The organism is Streptomyces sp. NPDC050548, from assembly GCF_044457385.1.
GTDB lineage: Bacteria > Actinomycetota > Actinomycetes > Streptomycetales > Streptomycetaceae > Streptomyces.
The window spans coordinates 442,899-459,912 of sequence record NZ_JBITGV010000001.1 but is presented as its reverse complement, the minus strand read 5'-3'; the positions used below and the strand labels follow the sequence as shown (position 1 = coordinate 459,912).

Genomic DNA, 17,014 nt, shown 5'->3' with positions numbered 1-17,014 from the left:
CTCGTTCGAGAAAATCCATTGAGAGACGCGATACATCGCGTTATGGTGTGTCTCGTGCTGCCGTTCCTGTGAAAAACGGGAGGCGTAGCACCACGCGCAAACCTAGGCTTTTCGAAGAATCCCCGACGACGTGGAGACTGATATGCCAGGCGCCATCTATGCCGAAGGCCTGGTGAAAACCTTCGGCGATGTGAAAGCTCTGGACGGCGTCGACCTCGATGTCCCCGAGGGCACCGTCCTGGGCCTGCTCGGGCCCAACGGCGCGGGCAAGACGACCGCCGTCCGCTGTCTGACCACCCTGCTGCGCCCAGACAGCGGCAAGTTGACCGTGGCCGGCCTCGATGTGCTCAAGCAGCCGAACGAGGTGCGGCGCTCCATCGGCCTCTCCGGCCAGTTCGCCGCGGTCGACGAGTACCTGACCGGCAGGGAGAACCTGCAGATGGTCGGCCAGCTCTACCAGATGAAGGCCAAGGCCGCGAAGGCCCGGGCCGACGAACTGCTCGACCAGTTCAACCTCGCCGACGCCGCCGACCGCACGGCCAAGACCTACTCCGGAGGCATGCGCCGTCGGCTCGACCTCGCGGCGGCCCTGGTCGTCTCCCCGCCCGTGATGTTCATGGACGAACCGACCACCGGCCTCGACCCGCGCAACCGCCAGATGCTGTGGGAGGTCATCAAGCAGCTCGTCTCCGGCGGCACGACCCTCCTCCTGACCACGCAGTACCTGGAAGAGGCCGACCACCTCGCGCACGACATCGCGGTCGTCGACCACGGCAAGGTCATCGCCCGTGGCACCTCCGACCAGCTCAAGGCCCGCACCGGCGGCGAGCGCGTCGAGGTCGTCGTGCATGAGCGCGACCACATCGAGATCGCCTCCGAGGTGCTCCGCGGGTTCGGGAAGGGCGACACCACCGTCGAGGAGCACACCCGCAAGCTCACCGTGCCCGTCACCGGCGGCGCGAAGCTCCTCGCCGAGGTCATCCGCGAACTCGACACCCGCGGCATCGAGATCGACGACATCGGCCTGCGCCGCCCCACCCTCGACGACGTGTTCCTCTCCCTCACGGGCCACCTGGCCGAGGAGAAGACCGAGGGCAACGGCGCCGACACGACCCCGGACACCAAGGACCGCAAGCACAAGAAGGAGGCCGCGAAGTGAGTGCCGTCACCGAAGCCGTGCCGGTCGCGGCACCGAGCAGCGCGCTGGGCCAGTCCGTGCACGACTCCCTGGTCGTCGCCAGGCGGAATTTGATCAGAATGTCCCGAATTCCCGAGATGGTAATTTTCGGGCTGATCCAGCCGATCATGTTCGTGGTGCTGTTCACCTACGTCTTCGGTGGTTCCATGCAGATCGGCGGCAGCACCAGCGCCACCGACTACAAGAACTTCCTGATGGCGGGCATCTTCGCGCAGACCGTCACGTTCGCCACCGCCAGCTCCGGCGCGGGCATCGCCGACGACATGCACAAGGGCCTCATCGACCGCTTCCGTTCGCTGCCCATGGCCCGCGGCGCGGTGCTGACCGGGCGGACGCTCGCCGACCTCGTGCAGACCGCGCTGACCCTCCTGGTCCTCGCGATAGTCGCCCTGCTGGTCGGCTGGCGCGTCGGCTCGGACGGAAGCACCAACGCCGGCAAGGTCCTCGGCGCCTTCGGCCTGCTGCTCCTGCTCGGATACGCGTTCACCTGGATCGGCGCCCTGATCGGACTCAGCGTCCGTACGCCCGAGGCGGCCACCTCCGGCGGACTGATCTGGCTCTTCCCGGTGACGTTCATCTCGAACGCGTTCGTGGACACCAGCAATATGACGCCCTGGCTGCGCCACATCGCCGAGTGGAACCCGTTCAGTGCCACGGTGCAGGCCTGCCGGGTGCTCTTCGCCAACCCCGGACAGTCGCCCTCGGACGCCTGGCCCATGGTGCACCCGGTATGGGCCTCACTGATCTACTCGCTCCTGATCATCCTCATATTCCGGACGCTGGCGGTGCGGAAGTACCGCTCGGCGACGGCCTGAGGAGAGTCCGGGACGACGGAACCCCCGGCGCCGCAAGGCGGCCGGGGGCTCGTCGAAGGCGAAACCTCGGAGTCCCGCAGGTCGGTCAGCCGTTGTACGGCTCGGCCTTGAGGATCGTCACCGAGGCCTTCTTGCCGTTGGGCAGCTCGTACCGCGCTTCCTGGCCGACCTTGTGGCCGAGCACGCCGGAGCCCAGCGGGGACTGCGGCGAGTAGGTCTCGATGTCGGCGCTCGCGTACTCGCGCGAGGCGAGCAGGAAGGTCATCGTGTCGTCCTCGTCGCCGTCGAAGGCGATCGTGACGACCATGCCGGGCGCGACCGCGCCGTCCGCCGACGCCGGAGCCTCCCCGACCTTGGCCTTCTCCAAGAGCTGGACCAGCTGCCGGATGCGGAGCTCCTGCTTGCCCTGCTCCTCCTTGGCCGCGTGGTACCCGCCGTTCTCGCGCAGGTCGCCCTCCTCGCGCGCAGCCGCGATCTTCGCGGTGACTTCCTCGCGCGCGGGACCAGACAGGTACGCCAGCTCTTCCTTGAGCTTGGTGTACGCCTCCTGCGTAAGCCAGGTGACGTCTTCGCTGGTCTGGGTCACAGGTGCTCCTCGTAGGTACTGGGAATACAAAGCATCGCCCTACCCAGAAGAATGTTCCTTCATGGAAGGGCGAAACCACGAGCCTAACAATTCAACGGCGTCAGGGGGAGGACATAAGGCACCAGAAATACGTCAACGCAGGTCAAGACCTACACAACGAGGGTGATGTCAGTCGGCGTGGCAGCCCAGCAGCTCGGCCGTGGTGCCTCTGGCCGTCGTGCGCAGGGTGACGACCTTGTCGATGCGGGTCGCGGAGCCGCCGAAGTGGAAGTCGGCGCGGCCCACCTCGGACTGGTCGGCGGCCTGCGAGCGCAGGGTGCAGTAGCCGCTGGTGCCCGAGTCCTTGTGGACCTCCAGATGCACCTTGACCTCGTTGTCCGAGGCCTGGAAAGTGATCACCTCGGCGCTGATCTTGGCCTCGACGACATAGTGGTAGGCGAAGTAGCCGACGAGGACGAGCAGGGCCGCCGCGAGGACGGCACCGGCGATCTTGAGCTTGTGGTCGGCACGCTCGTCCGACGAGTTGCCGTAGCGGCCCTCGGGCAGTCGCGTACTCGCCGTACTCATGATCGTCCTCCCGGCAAGGGGCTCAAGGGCGCGATGGCTCAAGGGCCCCGAAACCAGCCCCCGGAATTATTCGCCCCCGGATTCGGTCACTATAGAAGCCTCCCACCCGCCGCCCGACCACCGCCCCTCAACGACGTCCCTGCGGGACGGCACCTGTTGAATTGCACCCCAGGACACCGGGGCGCCGACTTACTGAGGATTGAGTCTTGACTGACCAGCTGCGACTGATGGCCGTTCACGCGCACCCCGACGACGAGTCGAGCAAGGGCGCGGCCACCATGGCGAAGTACGTGTCCGAGGGGGTGGACGTGCTGGTCGTGACCTGCACGGGCGGGGAGCGCGGCTCCATCCTCAACCCCAAGCTCCAGGGCGACAAGTACGTCGAGGAGCACATCCACGAGGTACGCAAGAAGGAGATGGACGAGGCCCGCGACATCCTCGGCATCAAGCAGGAATGGCTGGGCTTCGTCGACTCGGGGCTGCCCGAGGGCGACCCGCTGCCGCCGCTGCCCGAGGGCTGCTTCGCGCTGAAGGACGTCGACCGGGCGGCCGGCGAGCTGGTGAAGCAGATCCGCTCCTTCCGTCCGCAGGTGATCACCACCTACGACGAGAACGGCGGCTACCCGCACCCCGACCACATCATGACCCACAAGATCTCGATGGTGGCCTTCGAGGGCGCGGCGGACACCGAGAAGTATCCCGAGGGCGAGTACGGCCCGGCGTACCGGCCGCAGAAGCTGTACTACAACCAGGGCTTCAACCGGCAGCGCACCGAGGCGCTGCACAAGGCGCTGCTCGACCGGGGCCTGGAGTCGCCGTACGGGGACTGGCTCAAGCGCTGGGACGAGTCCGGGCAGATGCGGGACCGCACGCTCACCACGCACATCCCGTGCGCCGAGTTCTTCGAGATCCGCGACAAGGCGCTGCTCGCGCACGCCACGCAGATCGACCCCGACGGCGGCTGGTTCCGGGTCCCGATGGAGATCCAGAAGGAGGTCTGGCCGACCGAGGAGTACGAGCTCGCGAAGTCTCTGGTCGATACCTCCCTCCCCGAGGACGACCTCTTCGCGGGCATCCGCGACAATGCCTGATATGAGCTCAAGCGCAGCCCTGGCAATGACGCACCTGGTCCCCCTCGCCGAGGTCGACGAGAACAAGGTCACCCCCGGCGTCCTCGGTTTCATCGTCTTCGCGGTGATGGCCCTGGCCGTATGGGGACTGATGAAGTCCATGAGCAAGCAGATGAACAAGGTCGACTTCAAGGAGGCCCCGGACCCGACGACGACGGCGGAGTCCGAGGCCGCCGTCGTCGACTCCCAGGCCAAGCAGGGCTGACCGGGCGGGCCCGCGCGGGGGTGCTCAGGGCCGTTCCGGCACCGCCACCCCCATCACCTCACGGGCGTGTCGGCTCGGCACCATGCCCAGCCGCCACGCCTGCCAGCCCGCCTCCAGGTTCACGCCCCGCTCCAGCAGCAGCTGGTACGCCTCCACGTAGTCGTCGAGTTTCTCGTCGCGGTAGGGGTGGCGGGTGCGGGCGAGCTGGGCCAGTTCCTCCTGGGCGACCGCCGTGCCGACCTCGACGCCGCCGGGGGCCGCGTAGGGCAGGAGTGTGGAGCGCAGGAAGCGGGCCCAGTCCTCGCCGCGGTGGTCGCCGTACGAGGTGAACAGGCCGAGCGCCTCGTCGCACAGGGTCAGTGCCTGTGCGGTACGGGCGTTGCCCGCGTCGACGACCGCGAGTTCCAGGCAGGTCCACGCCTCGCCGTGGGCGACGCCGATGCGCTGGAAGTCGGCGCGGGCGTCGACGAGGAGCTGGCGGGCGAACCCGGAGTTGCGCAGGGAGCCCGTCTGGGCGGCGCGCTGGTCGCGGGTGACGCGGGCCGAGTGGTGCCGGGCGCAGGCCAGGCCGTAGACGTCCCGCATGCGGGAGAACATGGTGCGGGAGCGTTCCAGTTCGCGTACGGCGAGGTCCAGGTTGCCGGTCTCCTCCAGGGCCTGGCCGAGGTAGTAGACCGTCCAGGCCTCGCCGCGGGCGTCCTCGTTGTCGCGGTGCCGGGAGGCCGCCGTGCGCAGGCCGTCCACCGCCGGGGACGGGTCGCCGGCGACCAGCCGGGCCCGGGCCAGCTGGGTCAGCGCCCAGGCCTCGCCGCGGGCGTCGCGGGTACGGCCGTAGAGGCCGAGGGCGGTGGTCAGTTCGTGCTCGGCGCGGGGGATGTCGCCCATGCGCAGGCCGAGTTGGCCGAGCTGGAAGTGGGCCCAGGCCTCGCCGTGCACGGACTCGCCCGCGCGGTGCAGGACCAGTGACTCGGTCAACAGCCGCATGGCTTCGGGGAGTCGGGCGCGGTCGCGCTCGACGGCGGCCAGGGCGTGCATGGTCCAGGCGCGGTCCGTGGCCAGTTGGGGCGGGGCTTGCAGGTCGAGGGCCTCACGGAGTTTCGCCGCCGCCTCGGTGAGGTTGCCCTGGTGGTGCAGGGTGATGCCGAGGGAGCAGAGGGCGCGGGCGGCGCCGGCGTCGTGGTGGGCCTCCATGTAGAGGTCGACGACGGAGGTGAGGGTGGTGCGCGCCTTGTCGAGTTCGCCGAGCTGCCGGGCCGCGATGCCCGTGCGCCACTGCACCGAGCGGACGAGCAGCCCCTGGTCGACGGCCTGCGCCAACTCGCTGATCTCGCCCAGCCGGTAGAGGTCGCCGCGCAGCAGGCAGTAGTCGCACAGCGCGCCCAGCAGATTGAGTACGGCGCCCTGGTCGACGCCCTCCGCGTGCCGCAGTGTCGAGGTGATGAAGCTCGACTCGTCGTCCAGCCAGCGCAGCGCCTCGTCGAGCGAGGTGAAGCCGTGCGGGCCGAAGCGGTCCGAGCGGGTCGACATGTTGCCGTCGACCAACCGCAGGACGGAGTCGGCGAGTTCGGCGTAGTTCACGATCAGCCGCTCCTGCGCCGCCGTACGTTCCGAGGACTCCTCCTCGTCGAGGAGGCGGGCCTGGGCGAAGGCGCGGACCAGGTCGTGCAGGCGGTAACGGGTGCCGCGGACATGGTCGATGAGGCCCGCGCGGGAGAGGGCGACCAGGTGGCGGGTGGCCTCCGTCTCGTCCGTGGCCAGCAGGGCGGCGGCCGCCGCGGCGCCGAGCGAGGCACGACCGGCCAGCGCCAGCCGGCGCAGCAGGGTGCGGGCCGGGTCGGACTGGTCGGTGTAGCGCAGCCACAGCGCCCGTTCGACCGGCTCGACCGGGCCGTACGCGCCGAGGTCCGTGGCGAGTCGGCGGGGCGAGCGCGGGCCGAGGGACGAGCCCGCGATCCGCAGCGCCAGCGGCAGCCCGCCGCACAACTCCCTGATCCGCTCGTCGGATTCGGCGTCGTACGGCCCCGAACCGTCCTGCGCCACGGCGCCGAGCAGTTCCTCCGCGCCCGCCGCGTCGAGCGCGTCCACCGGCAACTGGTGCACCCAGGCGACGAGTTCGGCCGGAAGGTCGAGCGGCTTGCGGGCGGTGACGACGACCAGACTGTCGGACCGCTCGGGGACCAGGGTGGCCACCTGCCCGGGGTCGGAGGCGTCGTCCAGGACGATCGTCACCGGGAGGCCGGTCAGATGCTGGTGGTACAACTCGCCCAGGCGCCTGACCTGTTGGTCGGGGGAGGAGCGTTCGCGGAAGAGCAGTTGTTCGCGGGGCGCGCCGAGCCGGTTCAGCAGATGCAGCAGGGCGTCGCGAGTGGGCAGCGGGGACTCGCCCGGGCTGTCGCCGCGCAGATCCACCACGCACGCACCGCGGAACTGGTCGCGCAGATCGTGCGCGGCACGCACCGCGAGGGTGGTGCGGCCCGAGCCGGGCGCACCGTGCAGGACGACCACCGTCGGCCGGGTCTCCGTGCTCGCGCGGGCCGCCTGCACCAGCTGCCGGATCCGGGCCAGTTCCGCCCGCCGCCCGGCGAACGCCCCTACCGGCTCCGGGAGTTGACCGAACGACTGCTCCAGCACACTCCGTCTGCGGGCCGCCGCGCTCTTGTCCGTACCGCGCAACTGCGGCCCTGGCTTCTTCGTCGGCCCGGTGGAGGCGGCGAGCACCCGCTGCTGGTCCAGGAACGGCCGGATGCCCCGCACCTCCAGCGCCGTCAGCCACTGCAACCGCAACTGCTCGGGCCCGCCGGGCTGGTTGGCGGCACCGGCCCGGTGATGCGCGGCGGGCACGTGCGAGGCGGTCACCTTCACGACGGTCGCCGCCGCACCGACGACACCGACGGTCACACCCGCGCCGAGCGCGGTACCGGTGCCTGTACCGAGGGCGAGGTCGGCCACGATCGCCGCGACGGCGGCAACACCCGCGACCAGCAAGGGAGTTCCACCACCCTCCCTGGCGTACCGCTGCCCGAAGGTGAGCTGCCCGGCCGCCGCCTCGTCGAGCGCGCCCGTATAGGCCGCGTACTCCTCGGCCGCCGTCTCCGCCATGGCGTCCAGCGCGGCCCGGGACCGCGCCAGCAGCACCGGCCCCTCGACGCGCCCGCCGGAACGCCGCACCTCCTCCTCCACGGCCCGAGCCAACAGCCGCTCGGCATCGCTCCGATGGCTGTCCCGCATGTCGCGTCCCCCTCCGACGGCAACTCCCTGGCCTATGAGTGTCCTTCGGGGGAGGCGAGAGCGCGAGAGGGCGACGATCACCCGTTCGCTGCGCGGAAGCTGCGGGCCGTCCTACGACCTGTGCCGCCCGTCGGGCACGATGGGTCCATGCCGAACCGACTGGCCCATGAGACTTCCCCCTACCTCCTCCAGCACGCCGACAACCCCGTCGACTGGTGGCCCTGGTCGGAAGAGGCGTTCGACGAGGCCAGGAGGACGAACAAACCGGTCCTGCTGAGCGTCGGATACAGCAGCTGCCACTGGTGCCACGTCATGGCCCACGAATCCTTCGAGGACCACGCCACCGCCGACTACCTCAACGCCCACTTCGTCAGCATCAAGGTCGACCGCGAAGAGCGCCCCGACGTCGACGCCGTCTACATGGAAGCCGTGCAGGCGGCCACCGGCCAGGGCGGCTGGCCCATGACCGTGTTCCTCACCCCGGACGCCGAACCCTTCTATTTCGGCACCTACTTCCCGCCCGCGCCCCGCCACGGCATGCCCTCCTTCCGGCAGGTCCTCGAAGGGGTGCGCAGCGCCTGGACCGACCGGCGGGACGAGGTCGCCGAGGTCGCGGGGAAGATCACACGGGATCTGTCCCAGCGGCAGATCGACTACGGCGGCACCGAGGCCCCCGGCAAGGAGGAGCTGTCCCAGGCACTCCTCGGGCTCACCCGTGAGTACGACCCGCAGCGCGGGGGATTCGGCGGCGCGCCCAAGTTCCCGCCGTCGATGGTCGTCGAGTTCCTGCTGCGGCATCACGCCCGCACGGGTTCCGAGGGTGCGCTGGAGATGGCGCAGGACACCTGTGAGCGGATGGCGCGCGGTGGTATCTACGACCAGCTCGGGGGCGGGTTCGCGCGGTACTCCGTCGACCGCGAGTGGGTGGTGCCCCACTTCGAGAAGATGCTTTACGACAACGCCCTGCTCTGCCGGGTCTACGCCCACCTGTGGCGCAGCACCGGGTCCGAGCTGGCCCGCCGCGTTGCCGTGGAGACCGCCGACTTCCTGGTGCGTGAACTCCGCACGAACGAGGGCGGGTTCGCCTCCGCGCTCGACGCCGACAGTGACGACGGGACCGGGACGGGCAAGCACGTCGAGGGTGCCTACTACGTCTGGACGCCCGAGCAGCTCACCGAGGTGCTTGGTGAGCCCGACGCGGAGCTGGCCGCTCAGTACTTCGGTGTGACGGACGACGGCACCTTCGAGGAGGGGCAGTCCGTCCTCCAACTCCCGCAGAGCGAAGGCGTGTTCGACGCCGGGAGGATCGAGTCGGTCAAGAGCCGCCTCCTCGCGGCCCGTTCGCAGCGGCCCGCCCCCGGCCGTGACGACAAGGTGGTCGCCGCCTGGAACGGGCTCGCCATCGCCGCGCTCGCCGAGACCGGTGCCTACTTCGACCGGCCCGACCTGGTCGAGGCCGCCGTCTCCGCCGCCGACCTCCTCGTACGGCTGCATCTGGACGAGCACGCCAAGCTGGCCCGCACCAGCAAGGACGGTCAAGTCGGCGCGAACGCGGGGGTGTTGGAGGACTACGCCGATGTCGCCGAGGGCTTTCTCGCGCTGGCGTCGGTCACGGGGGAGGGGGTGTGGCTGGAGTTCGCCGGGTTCCTGCTGGACCATGTGCTCGCCGGGTTCGTGGACGAGTCGGGGGCGCTCTACGACACCGCCGCCGACGCCGAGCGGCTCATCCGCCGGCCGCAGGATCCGACCGACAACGCCACCCCGTCCGGCTGGACCGCCGCCGCGGGCGCCCTGCTGAGCTATGCGGCCCAGACCGGCGCCGAGCCCCATCGCAGCGCCGCCGAGCGGGCGTTGGGGGTCGTGAAGGCGCTCGGGCCGCGCGTTCCCCGCTTCATCGGGTGGGGGCTCGCGGTCGCCGAGGCGTATCTCGACGGGCCGCGTGAGGTCGCCGTCGTAGCGCCCTCGCTCGACGACGAAGCCGCAAAAGCCTTGCACCGTACGGCACTTCTGGGGACCGCGCCCGGTGCGGTGGTCGCCTTCGGGGTCGCGGAGAGTGAGGAGCTGCCGTTGCTCGCGGACCGGCCGTTGGTGGGTGGTGAACCGGCCGCGTATGTCTGCCGTAACTTCACCTGTGACGCGCCGACGACCGATCTCGAACAGTTGCGCACCGCGCTGAGCAGGTGAAACGGGGGAGTCGTAACCATCCCAAACGCGACCAGTGCGGGAAATGGTCATGTGTGGGACCCAATGTGAAGAAACATGCTCTTCACCGAAATCACCTGTCCACTTCACAGGTCGCCCATAGTCTCGGCCCCGTGACGCGACGGAGGTAACTCCCCGTCGCGCAGGGGGGATTGGGATCTGGGGGGATCTGCTGTGCTGACGTCCGTATTCGTCGCTGCCGTTTCGCTTGCCCTGTTCTGGATGGCCGCCTTCACCCTGTGGTGGCAGATGCACGCGTGGCGTACGCCCGAGGTGCTGGCCTCCACCCGCTTCAGCAGTCCGGACGGGGACGAGCACGTCTCGTTCTCGTTGCTGCTGCCGGCCCGGCACGAACAGGCCGTGCTGGACCACACCATCCAGCGCCTGCTGGAGTCCACGCACACCGACTTCGAGATCATCGTGATCGTGGGGCACGACGACCCCGAGACCGCGGCGGTGGCCCACAGTGCCGCCGAACGCGACTCGCGCGTCCGGGTCGTCGTCGACACGCACGAGAAGAAGAACAAACCGAAGGCCATGAACACGGCGCTGCCGCACTGCCGCGGCGATGTCGTCGGGGTCTTCGACGCCGAGGACCAGGTCCATCCGGAGCTGCTCGCCCACGTCGACCACGCGTTCCGGACGACGGGAGCGGACGTCGTCCAAGGGGGCGTCCAGCTCATCAACTTCCACTCCAGCTGGTATAGCCTGCGCAACTGCCTGGAGTACTTCTTCTGGTTCCGCTCCCGGCTGCATCTGCACGCGCAGAAGGGGTTCATCCCGCTGGGCGGCAACACGGTCTTCGTACGGACCGACGTCCTGCGGGAGGCCGACGGCTGGGACCCCAACTGCCTTGCCGAGGACTGCGACTTGGGCGTCCGGCTGTCCAGTGTCGGCAAGAAGGTCGTCGTCGCCTACGACTCCGACATGGTGACCCGGGAGGAGACCCCCGGCTCGCTGATGTCGTTGCTGAAGCAGCGAACCCGCTGGAACCAGGGCTTCCTTCAGGTCTACCGGAAGAAAGACTGGAAGCAACTCCCGGGATTCGGGCAGCGGTTGCTCGCCCGCTACACGCTGATGACGCCGTTCCTGCAGGCCTTCTCCGGGGTGATCATCCCGCTCAACGCGGCGGTCGCGCTCTTCCTGGACGTGCCGGTCGGCATCGCCTTCCTCACCTTCCTGCCGCTGGTCACCGCCGCGGTCACCTTCGTCTTCGAGGTCGTCGGACTGCACGACTTCGGCAAGCAGTACGGACTCCGCGTCCGCGCCGTCCACTATCTGAAGCTCGTCGTGGGCGGCCCCTTCTACCAGGTCCTCCTGGCCGGAGCCGCGATCCGCGCAGTGTGGCGTGAGCAACGTGGCCGAAACGACTGGGAGTTGACCTCCCATGTCGGCGCGCACCTCACCGAACCCGCAGTGATCCGAGAGGACGTTCCTGCGTGACCTCCACCCTTCCCGCGGCGACCACCACGGTCCCCGCGCAGCGGCAGCCTGCGCCTGAAACCCGTTCGACAGGCCGAACAGCGCCACCTTCGAGGCTGCGTTCCTCCCGCCCCGACCTCCTCCTCTGCGGCCTGCTCCTCACCGCGATCCTCGTCGTGCAGGGCTGGAACATCGCCGACTACCCGACGCTCAGCGACGACGAGGGCACCTATCTCGCCCAGGCCTGGGCCGTCCAGCAGGGCACCGGCCTCGCCCACTACACCTACTGGTACGACCATCCGCCGCTCGGCTGGATCCAGATCGCGCTGCTCACCTGGATCCCCGCGCACCTCAGCCCCGACTCGATGACCGTCGGCACCATGCGTCTCGCGATGCTGGTGATCAGCGCGATCAGCGCGGTCCTCGTCTACGTCCTCGCCCGCCGCCTGTCCCTGCCCCGCTGGGCGGGCGGGCTCGCCATGCTGCTCTTCGGACTCTCCCCGCTGTCCGTGATCCTCCAGCGGGAGATCTTCCTCGACAACATCGCCGTGATGTGGATGCTGTTCGCGTTCTGCCTGGCCGCGTCACCGAGTCGCCACCTCTGGCACCACTTCGGGGCCGGTCTGGCAGCCGCTGCCTCGGTCCTCACCAAGGAGACGATGGTCGTCGTCCTGCCCGCGCTGGTGGTCACCATGTGGCGGCACGGACACCGCGACACCAGGAAGTTCGCGCTCACCGGAGCCATCACGGCCTGCGTCCTGATCGGCTTCGCGTATCCCCTCTTCGCCCTGCTCAAGGGCGAGTTGCTGCCGGGCAGCGGCCATGTCTCCCTCTGGGACGGCCTCAAGTACCAGATGACCAGGCCGGGTTCGGGCTTCATCCTCGACCAGGGCACGGGCTCCCACGGCGTCCTCCACTCCTGGCTCTACTACGACCGTGTCCTGCCCCTGGGCGGACTCGCCGGGGCGCTCCTGCTCCTGGTCACCTGGCGCTGGTCCGTCACCGCCCGCTCCCTCGCCGGACCGGCGCTGACCGTGGCGATCCTCGCCGCCGTCGCCCTCCGTCCGGGCGGCTATCTGCCCGCCATGTACGTCATCGGCGCGCTGCCCTTCCTCGCCCTGGTCCTCGCCGGAGGCACCGCGTCCGTGGCCCACGCGGTGCTGCGCAGACGGCGGCGCGAGGGGGAGAAGCGGTACGTCACCGGGGGCCGGTACGCGCTCGCGGCGGTCCTCGCCCTCGCCGCCGGCGCGTATGTCGTACCGCAGTGGTACGACGGCGACCGCACCGCCGTGACCGCGGATGCCAACGCCCCCTACCGGGCAGCCTCCCAGTGGCTGTCCACCGAGGTGCGGGACCCGAAGGACACCCGGGTCCTCGTCGACGACGCGCTCTGGCTCGACCTCGTGCACGCCGGGTACCGGCCCGGGCTCGGGGTCATCTGGTTCTACAAGGCCGACCTCGACCCCGCCGTCACCAAGACACTGCCCCACGGCTGGCGGGACATCGACTACGTGGTGGCCTCCCCGACGGTACGGCGCGACGCGGTCGACCTGCCCAACGTCAAGGCGGCGATCGAGCACTCCACACCCGTCGCCACCTTCGGCACCGGCGACGACCGCATCGAGATCCGGCAGGTCCGGTCCGAGACCGTGGGAGCCCAGCGATGAGCCAAGAGTCCACCGTTCCGGGCGAGTTGGGTGAACCGGCCCTACAGGGCGCGGAGTTGGCCGAGCCCGGTGCCGTCACCATCGTCGTACCGACCTTCAACGAGTCCGGAAACGTACGGGAGTTGCTGCGCCGGATCACCGAATCCGTGCCCACCCGGCTGCCCTGCGAGGTCGTCTTCGTCGACGACTCCACCGACGACACGCCCGAGGCGATCTCCGAGGCCGCGCGGGACTGCCCGTTCCCGGTGACCGTGCTGCACCGGGAGGCGCCGGTCGGCGGGCTCGGGGGCGCGGTCGTCGAGGGGATGCGGAGGGCGACGTCGGACTGGATCGTCGTCATGGACGGTGACCTTCAGCATCCGCCGTCCCTGGTACCGGAGCTGGTCGGTACGGGCGAGCGGGCGCACGCCGGGCTCGTCGTCGCCTCCCGGTACATCAAGGGCGGCAGCCGCGAGGGCTTGGCCGGCGGCTATCGCATCGCCGTTTCCCGTGGGGCGACCTGGCTCACCAAGGGCCTCTTCCCGCGCAGACTGCGGGGCATCAGCGATCCGATGAGCGGCTTCTTCGCGATCCGCCGCAGCGCGGTGACGGCGGAGGCGCTCAAGCCGCTCGGCTACAAGATCCTGCTCGAACTCGCCGTCCGCGGCCGTCCGCACACGGTCACCGAGGTGCCGTTCGTCTTCCAGGACCGCTTCGCCGGCGAGTCCAAGTCGACGGCGCGGGAAGGGTTTCGCTTCCTGCGCCATCTCCTCGGCCTGCGCACCGCGTCGCCGGTCGCCCGCATGCTGGTCTTCGGCCTGATCGGCGCCACCGGCTTCCTGCCGAACCTGGTCGGCCTCTGGGCGCTGACGAAAGCCGGTATGCACTACGTCCCCGCCGAGATCCTCGCCAACCAGCTCGGCGTGGCCTGGAACTTCTATCTCATCGAGCACCTGCTGTTCCGCGACCGCCGGATGCACCGCAACTGGTGGGACCGGGCAGGCCGGTTCGCGCTGCTCGCCAACGCCGACCTGGTGCTGCGGATCCCGCTGATCGCCCTGTTCGTGCACCGGTTCGGGATGAGCGCGGTGTCGGCGACCGCGCTCGCGCTGGTCACCACGTTCGTTCTGCGCTTCGTCGGCACCGAGGCACTGGTCTATCTCCCTCGCCGCAAAGGGAGTTGTACGGAACCAAGGAGAGGCGCGTGAACAAGTACCGCAGAAGAACAGTCTTCGTCGGCGTGGGAACGCTGACCGCCGGACTGCTGCTGACCTCGCCGCAGTCCGCCGAGGCCGCGAACCTCGTCCTCAACCCGGGCTTCGAGACAGCGGGCACCGACGGGATGCCGTACTGCTGGGAGAAGTCCGGCTGGGGCGACAACGACTTCAGTTTCACGACGACTTCGGACGCCCACTCCGGTGCGAAGGCCATGCAGGTCAACGTGACCCGGCGGGTGGATGGCGACCGGAAGGCGCTGATCACCGAGTCCACGGCCTGCGCGCCGGTGGTGACGGTGGGCAAGCAGTACGACCTCGGGCTCTGGTACAAGACGACGACTCCCGACGCGAACATCACCCTCTTCCGGCATGACACCACCGCCGGCTGGCAGTACTGGACCGACCTCAAGACCCTGGAGATGCAGGGCAGTTGGACCCAGGCGAGCGTCCGTACGCCGGAAGTCCCGGCCGGTACCGACCGGATCACCTGGGGTGTCTCGGTCTACGGCACCGGGTCCGCGACCACCGACGACTACACGATGGACCAGGTCCCCGACACTCTCCCGCCCGCGACCTGCACGGCGACCGCCGAGCAGTGCGCGAACGGGCGTTGGGACGTGCTGCCGACGCAGAACCCGGTGCGCTCGATGCACTCCGTCGTGCTCAACAACGGCAAGGTGCTGCTGATCGCGGGCTCCGGGAACAGCCAGGAGCAGTTCGACGCGGGGACGTTCACGAGCGCGGTGTACGACCCGGTCGCGGGGACGTACAAGGTGATTCCGACGCCGAAGGACATGTTCTGCTCGGGGCACATCCAGTTGCAGGACGGCCGGGTGCTGGTGATGAGCGGCAACAAGGCGTTCCCGGCGGCGGACGGTTCGCACGGGTACGAGGGGTACAAGGACTCGTACATCTTCGACCCGGTGACGGAGACGTACAGCAAGACGAACGACCTCGTCGACGGGCACTGGTACCCGTCGGCGACCGAGCTGGGCAACGGTGACGTGGTCTCGTTCGGCGGGCTGCGGGAGGACTCGACGGGGTCGGTGACGGCCGAGTACTGGTCGGACGCGCAGCAGAAGTGGCTGCCGTTGTCGCAGGTCAACCAGACCTGGTCGTACTGGGGGCTGTACCCGTCGATGGTCCTGATGCAGGACGGGCGGCTCTTCTACACGGGTAGCCATGTCTTCGGGAACAACATCCCGGGCACGGGCAGCGCGATCTACGACTACAACGCGAACACGATCACGTCGGTCTCGGGGCTCCAGAACAAGGACCAACGCGACCAGTCCGCGAGCGTGTTGCTGCCTCCGGCGCAGGATCAGAAGGTCCTCACCATCGGCGGCGGCAACATCGACTCCAACCCGGACGCGAACCGGCTGACCGACATCATCGACCTCAAGGCTGCCAACCCGGTCTACACGGTCGGCCCCCAGATCCCCCAGGGGACGGTCGACTTGGGGAACGGTCCGGTGGCCGAGACCGGCGCGCAGGGCAAGATGTACGTGTCCGCCGTACTGCTGCCGGACGGCACGGTGCTGGAGACGGGCGGCGGGCTGCACAACCGGGCGAACCCGGTGTACGAGGCGTCGATCTTCGACCCGGCGACGACGACGTTCGACCCGGTGGCGGCGGACCCCGAGGCCCGCGGCTACCACTCGTCCTCGTTCCTGCTGCCGGACGGGCGGGTGATGTCGACCGGTGACAACCCGGGCAACGGCACCTGGAACCACAACGTCTCGATCTACACCCCGCCGTATCTCCTCAAGGGCACGCGGCCGACGATCACTTCGGTGATCGACAACGAGTGGGAGTACGGCGACACCCAGACGATCACCGTCGACCGGCCCATCGCCAAGGCGGAGTTGATCCGCCCGGCGGCGGTCACCCACTCCTCGGACCCGAACCAGCGGTTCGTGGACCTGCCGCTCTCGGTGAACGGCAACACGGTCGACCTGAACGTGACGAGCAACCCCAACCTGGCGCCGCCCGGCTGGTACATGCTCTTCGCGGTCGACGCCAACGGAGTCCCGTCGGTCGCCAAGTGGGTCCATCTGCAAGGCCCTTCGGCCATGACGACGGACACGGCCGCGGCCCACGTCCACTCCTTCGCCGACTCCCTGACCGGCAAGGTCACCGAGCCCGGCGAGAAGCGCACCTCGCAGAAGGTCAGCACGACCATCTCCGGCTGCGACCGCCACTACGGCACGATCAACGTCTGCGTCCCGACGGTCTTCCCGTCGGAGGTCAAGTCGACGACCGCGGCCCGCTGTTCATGGCTCCGGCAGAACGACTACGGCCGCCTGAAGGTCAACGGCAAGGACGACCCGCTGCGGCTGGACCCGAACGGAGACGGGGTGGCTTGCGGGAAGGGGGACGTGAGGAAGAGCTAGTGGTCATCCGTGAACTCGGCGAGGGCGCTCGCCTGTTGGGCGGGCACCCTCGCCGAGTTCACAGGTTTCGATAGACGTCGCGGCGATTGCCGACGGATGTCGAGGGACGAGGTGTCGTTCGCGTCGAGGGCCCCCTGCAACTCCGTGAGCCGGCGGAGGGGGCGCAGGTCCAGCTCGGCGTGCGGTGCGCACCGGGTGACGTACCCCGTCAGAATCAGGTGCTTCGGGAGCGGAGCACGGCGGTCATCTCCTCAAGAGAGACGGAGCCGTCGCGCCCCTCGGTCTCGGCCTTGTCCGCCAGGCCGTTCAGCCAGGCGTCCTCTGCCTGCTGTTCAAGTTCACGCAGGCGCCCGTACTCGTCGATGTTGACGACCTCCTTCACGAACGTGCCGGACACTCACCGGG

13 protein-coding genes are annotated in these 17,014 nt (G+C 69.2%); 9 read left to right on the top strand and 4 right to left on the bottom strand.

Translation table 11 applies throughout. The features are described from left to right. The first annotated feature begins 142 nt into the window (after positions 1 to 142). Positions 143 to 1,159 carry an ATP-binding cassette domain-containing protein gene (locus ACIBJH_RS02115; RefSeq protein WP_399114934.1) on the top strand — a complete coding sequence of 339 codons (1,017 nt, stop codon included), beginning with the start codon at positions 143 to 145 and terminating at the stop codon, positions 1,157 to 1,159. Then, a complete protein-coding gene (locus ACIBJH_RS02110; protein ID WP_399114933.1) occupies positions 1,156 to 2,013 on the top strand; it encodes an ABC transporter permease in 858 nt (285 codons plus the stop codon). The genes ACIBJH_RS02115 and ACIBJH_RS02110 overlap by 4 nt, the downstream gene beginning before the upstream one ends. 85 nt (positions 2,014 to 2,098) lie before the next feature. On the opposite strand, the gene greA is transcribed toward ACIBJH_RS02110, so the two are convergent. Together greA and ACIBJH_RS02100 are read right to left on the bottom strand one after the other, a co-directional pair. Then, positions 2,099 to 2,599 (bottom strand): transcription elongation factor GreA, encoded by a 501-nt coding sequence (greA, locus tag ACIBJH_RS02105; protein ID WP_200712181.1) that lies wholly within the window; start codon positions 2,597 to 2,599, stop codon positions 2,099 to 2,101. 168 nt (positions 2,600 to 2,767) lie between these two features. Next, positions 2,768 to 3,166, bottom strand: coding sequence for a DUF4307 domain-containing protein (locus tag ACIBJH_RS02100; protein WP_399114932.1), 399 nt, complete (start codon positions 3,164 to 3,166; stop codon positions 2,768 to 2,770). Between the two features lie 227 nt (positions 3,167 to 3,393). Here ACIBJH_RS02100 and mca point away from each other — a divergent pair, with 227 nt between their 5' ends. Next, positions 3,394 to 4,257, top strand: a complete 864-nt coding sequence (gene mca / locus ACIBJH_RS02095; protein ID WP_399115575.1) for a mycothiol conjugate amidase Mca — start codon at positions 3,394 to 3,396, stop codon at positions 4,255 to 4,257. Further along, positions 4,250 to 4,501: a hypothetical protein gene (locus ACIBJH_RS02090; RefSeq protein ID WP_399114931.1), complete on the top strand. Its 252-nt coding sequence runs from the start codon at positions 4,250 to 4,252 to the stop codon at positions 4,499 to 4,501. Before mca ends, ACIBJH_RS02090 begins: the two co-directional genes overlap by 8 nt. A 24-nt stretch (positions 4,502 to 4,525) precedes the next feature. Here the strand turns inward: ACIBJH_RS02090 and ACIBJH_RS02085 are convergent, their stop codons facing one another. Further along, a complete protein-coding gene (locus ACIBJH_RS02085; protein ID WP_399114930.1) occupies positions 4,526 to 7,729 on the bottom strand; it encodes a tetratricopeptide repeat protein in 3,204 nt (1,067 codons plus the stop codon). 147 nt (positions 7,730 to 7,876) lie between these two features. Between ACIBJH_RS02085 and ACIBJH_RS02080 the strand changes: the two genes are divergently transcribed. From ACIBJH_RS02080 to ACIBJH_RS02060, 5 genes are all read left to right on the top strand, one after another. Continuing rightward, positions 7,877 to 9,913 (top strand): thioredoxin domain-containing protein, encoded by a 2,037-nt coding sequence (locus ACIBJH_RS02080; protein ID WP_399114929.1) that lies wholly within the window; start codon positions 7,877 to 7,879, stop codon positions 9,911 to 9,913. A 192-nt stretch (positions 9,914 to 10,105) separates the two neighbouring features. Next, entirely contained in the window at positions 10,106 to 11,374 is a 1,269-nt protein-coding gene (locus tag ACIBJH_RS02075) for a glycosyltransferase (protein WP_399114928.1), read from the top strand. Beyond that, a complete protein-coding gene (locus ACIBJH_RS02070; RefSeq protein ID WP_399114927.1) occupies positions 11,371 to 13,020 on the top strand; it encodes an ArnT family glycosyltransferase in 1,650 nt (549 codons plus the stop codon). Before ACIBJH_RS02075 ends, ACIBJH_RS02070 begins: the two co-directional genes overlap by 4 nt. After that, positions 13,017 to 14,207 (top strand): glycosyltransferase, encoded by a 1,191-nt coding sequence (locus tag ACIBJH_RS02065; protein ID WP_399114926.1) that lies wholly within the window; start codon positions 13,017 to 13,019, stop codon positions 14,205 to 14,207. Before ACIBJH_RS02070 ends, ACIBJH_RS02065 begins: the two co-directional genes overlap by 4 nt. Then, a complete protein-coding gene (locus ACIBJH_RS02060) occupies positions 14,204 to 16,609 on the top strand; it encodes a galactose oxidase-like domain-containing protein (protein ID WP_399114925.1) in 2,406 nt (801 codons plus the stop codon). Before ACIBJH_RS02065 ends, ACIBJH_RS02060 begins: the two co-directional genes overlap by 4 nt. Positions 16,610 to 16,823: 214 nt before the next feature. Here the strand turns inward: ACIBJH_RS02060 and ACIBJH_RS02055 are convergent, their stop codons facing one another. Beyond that, positions 16,824 to 17,006: a hypothetical protein gene (locus tag ACIBJH_RS02055; RefSeq protein WP_399114924.1), complete on the bottom strand. Its 183-nt coding sequence runs from the start codon at positions 17,004 to 17,006 to the stop codon at positions 16,824 to 16,826. Positions 17,007 to 17,014: the final 8 nt, after the last annotated feature.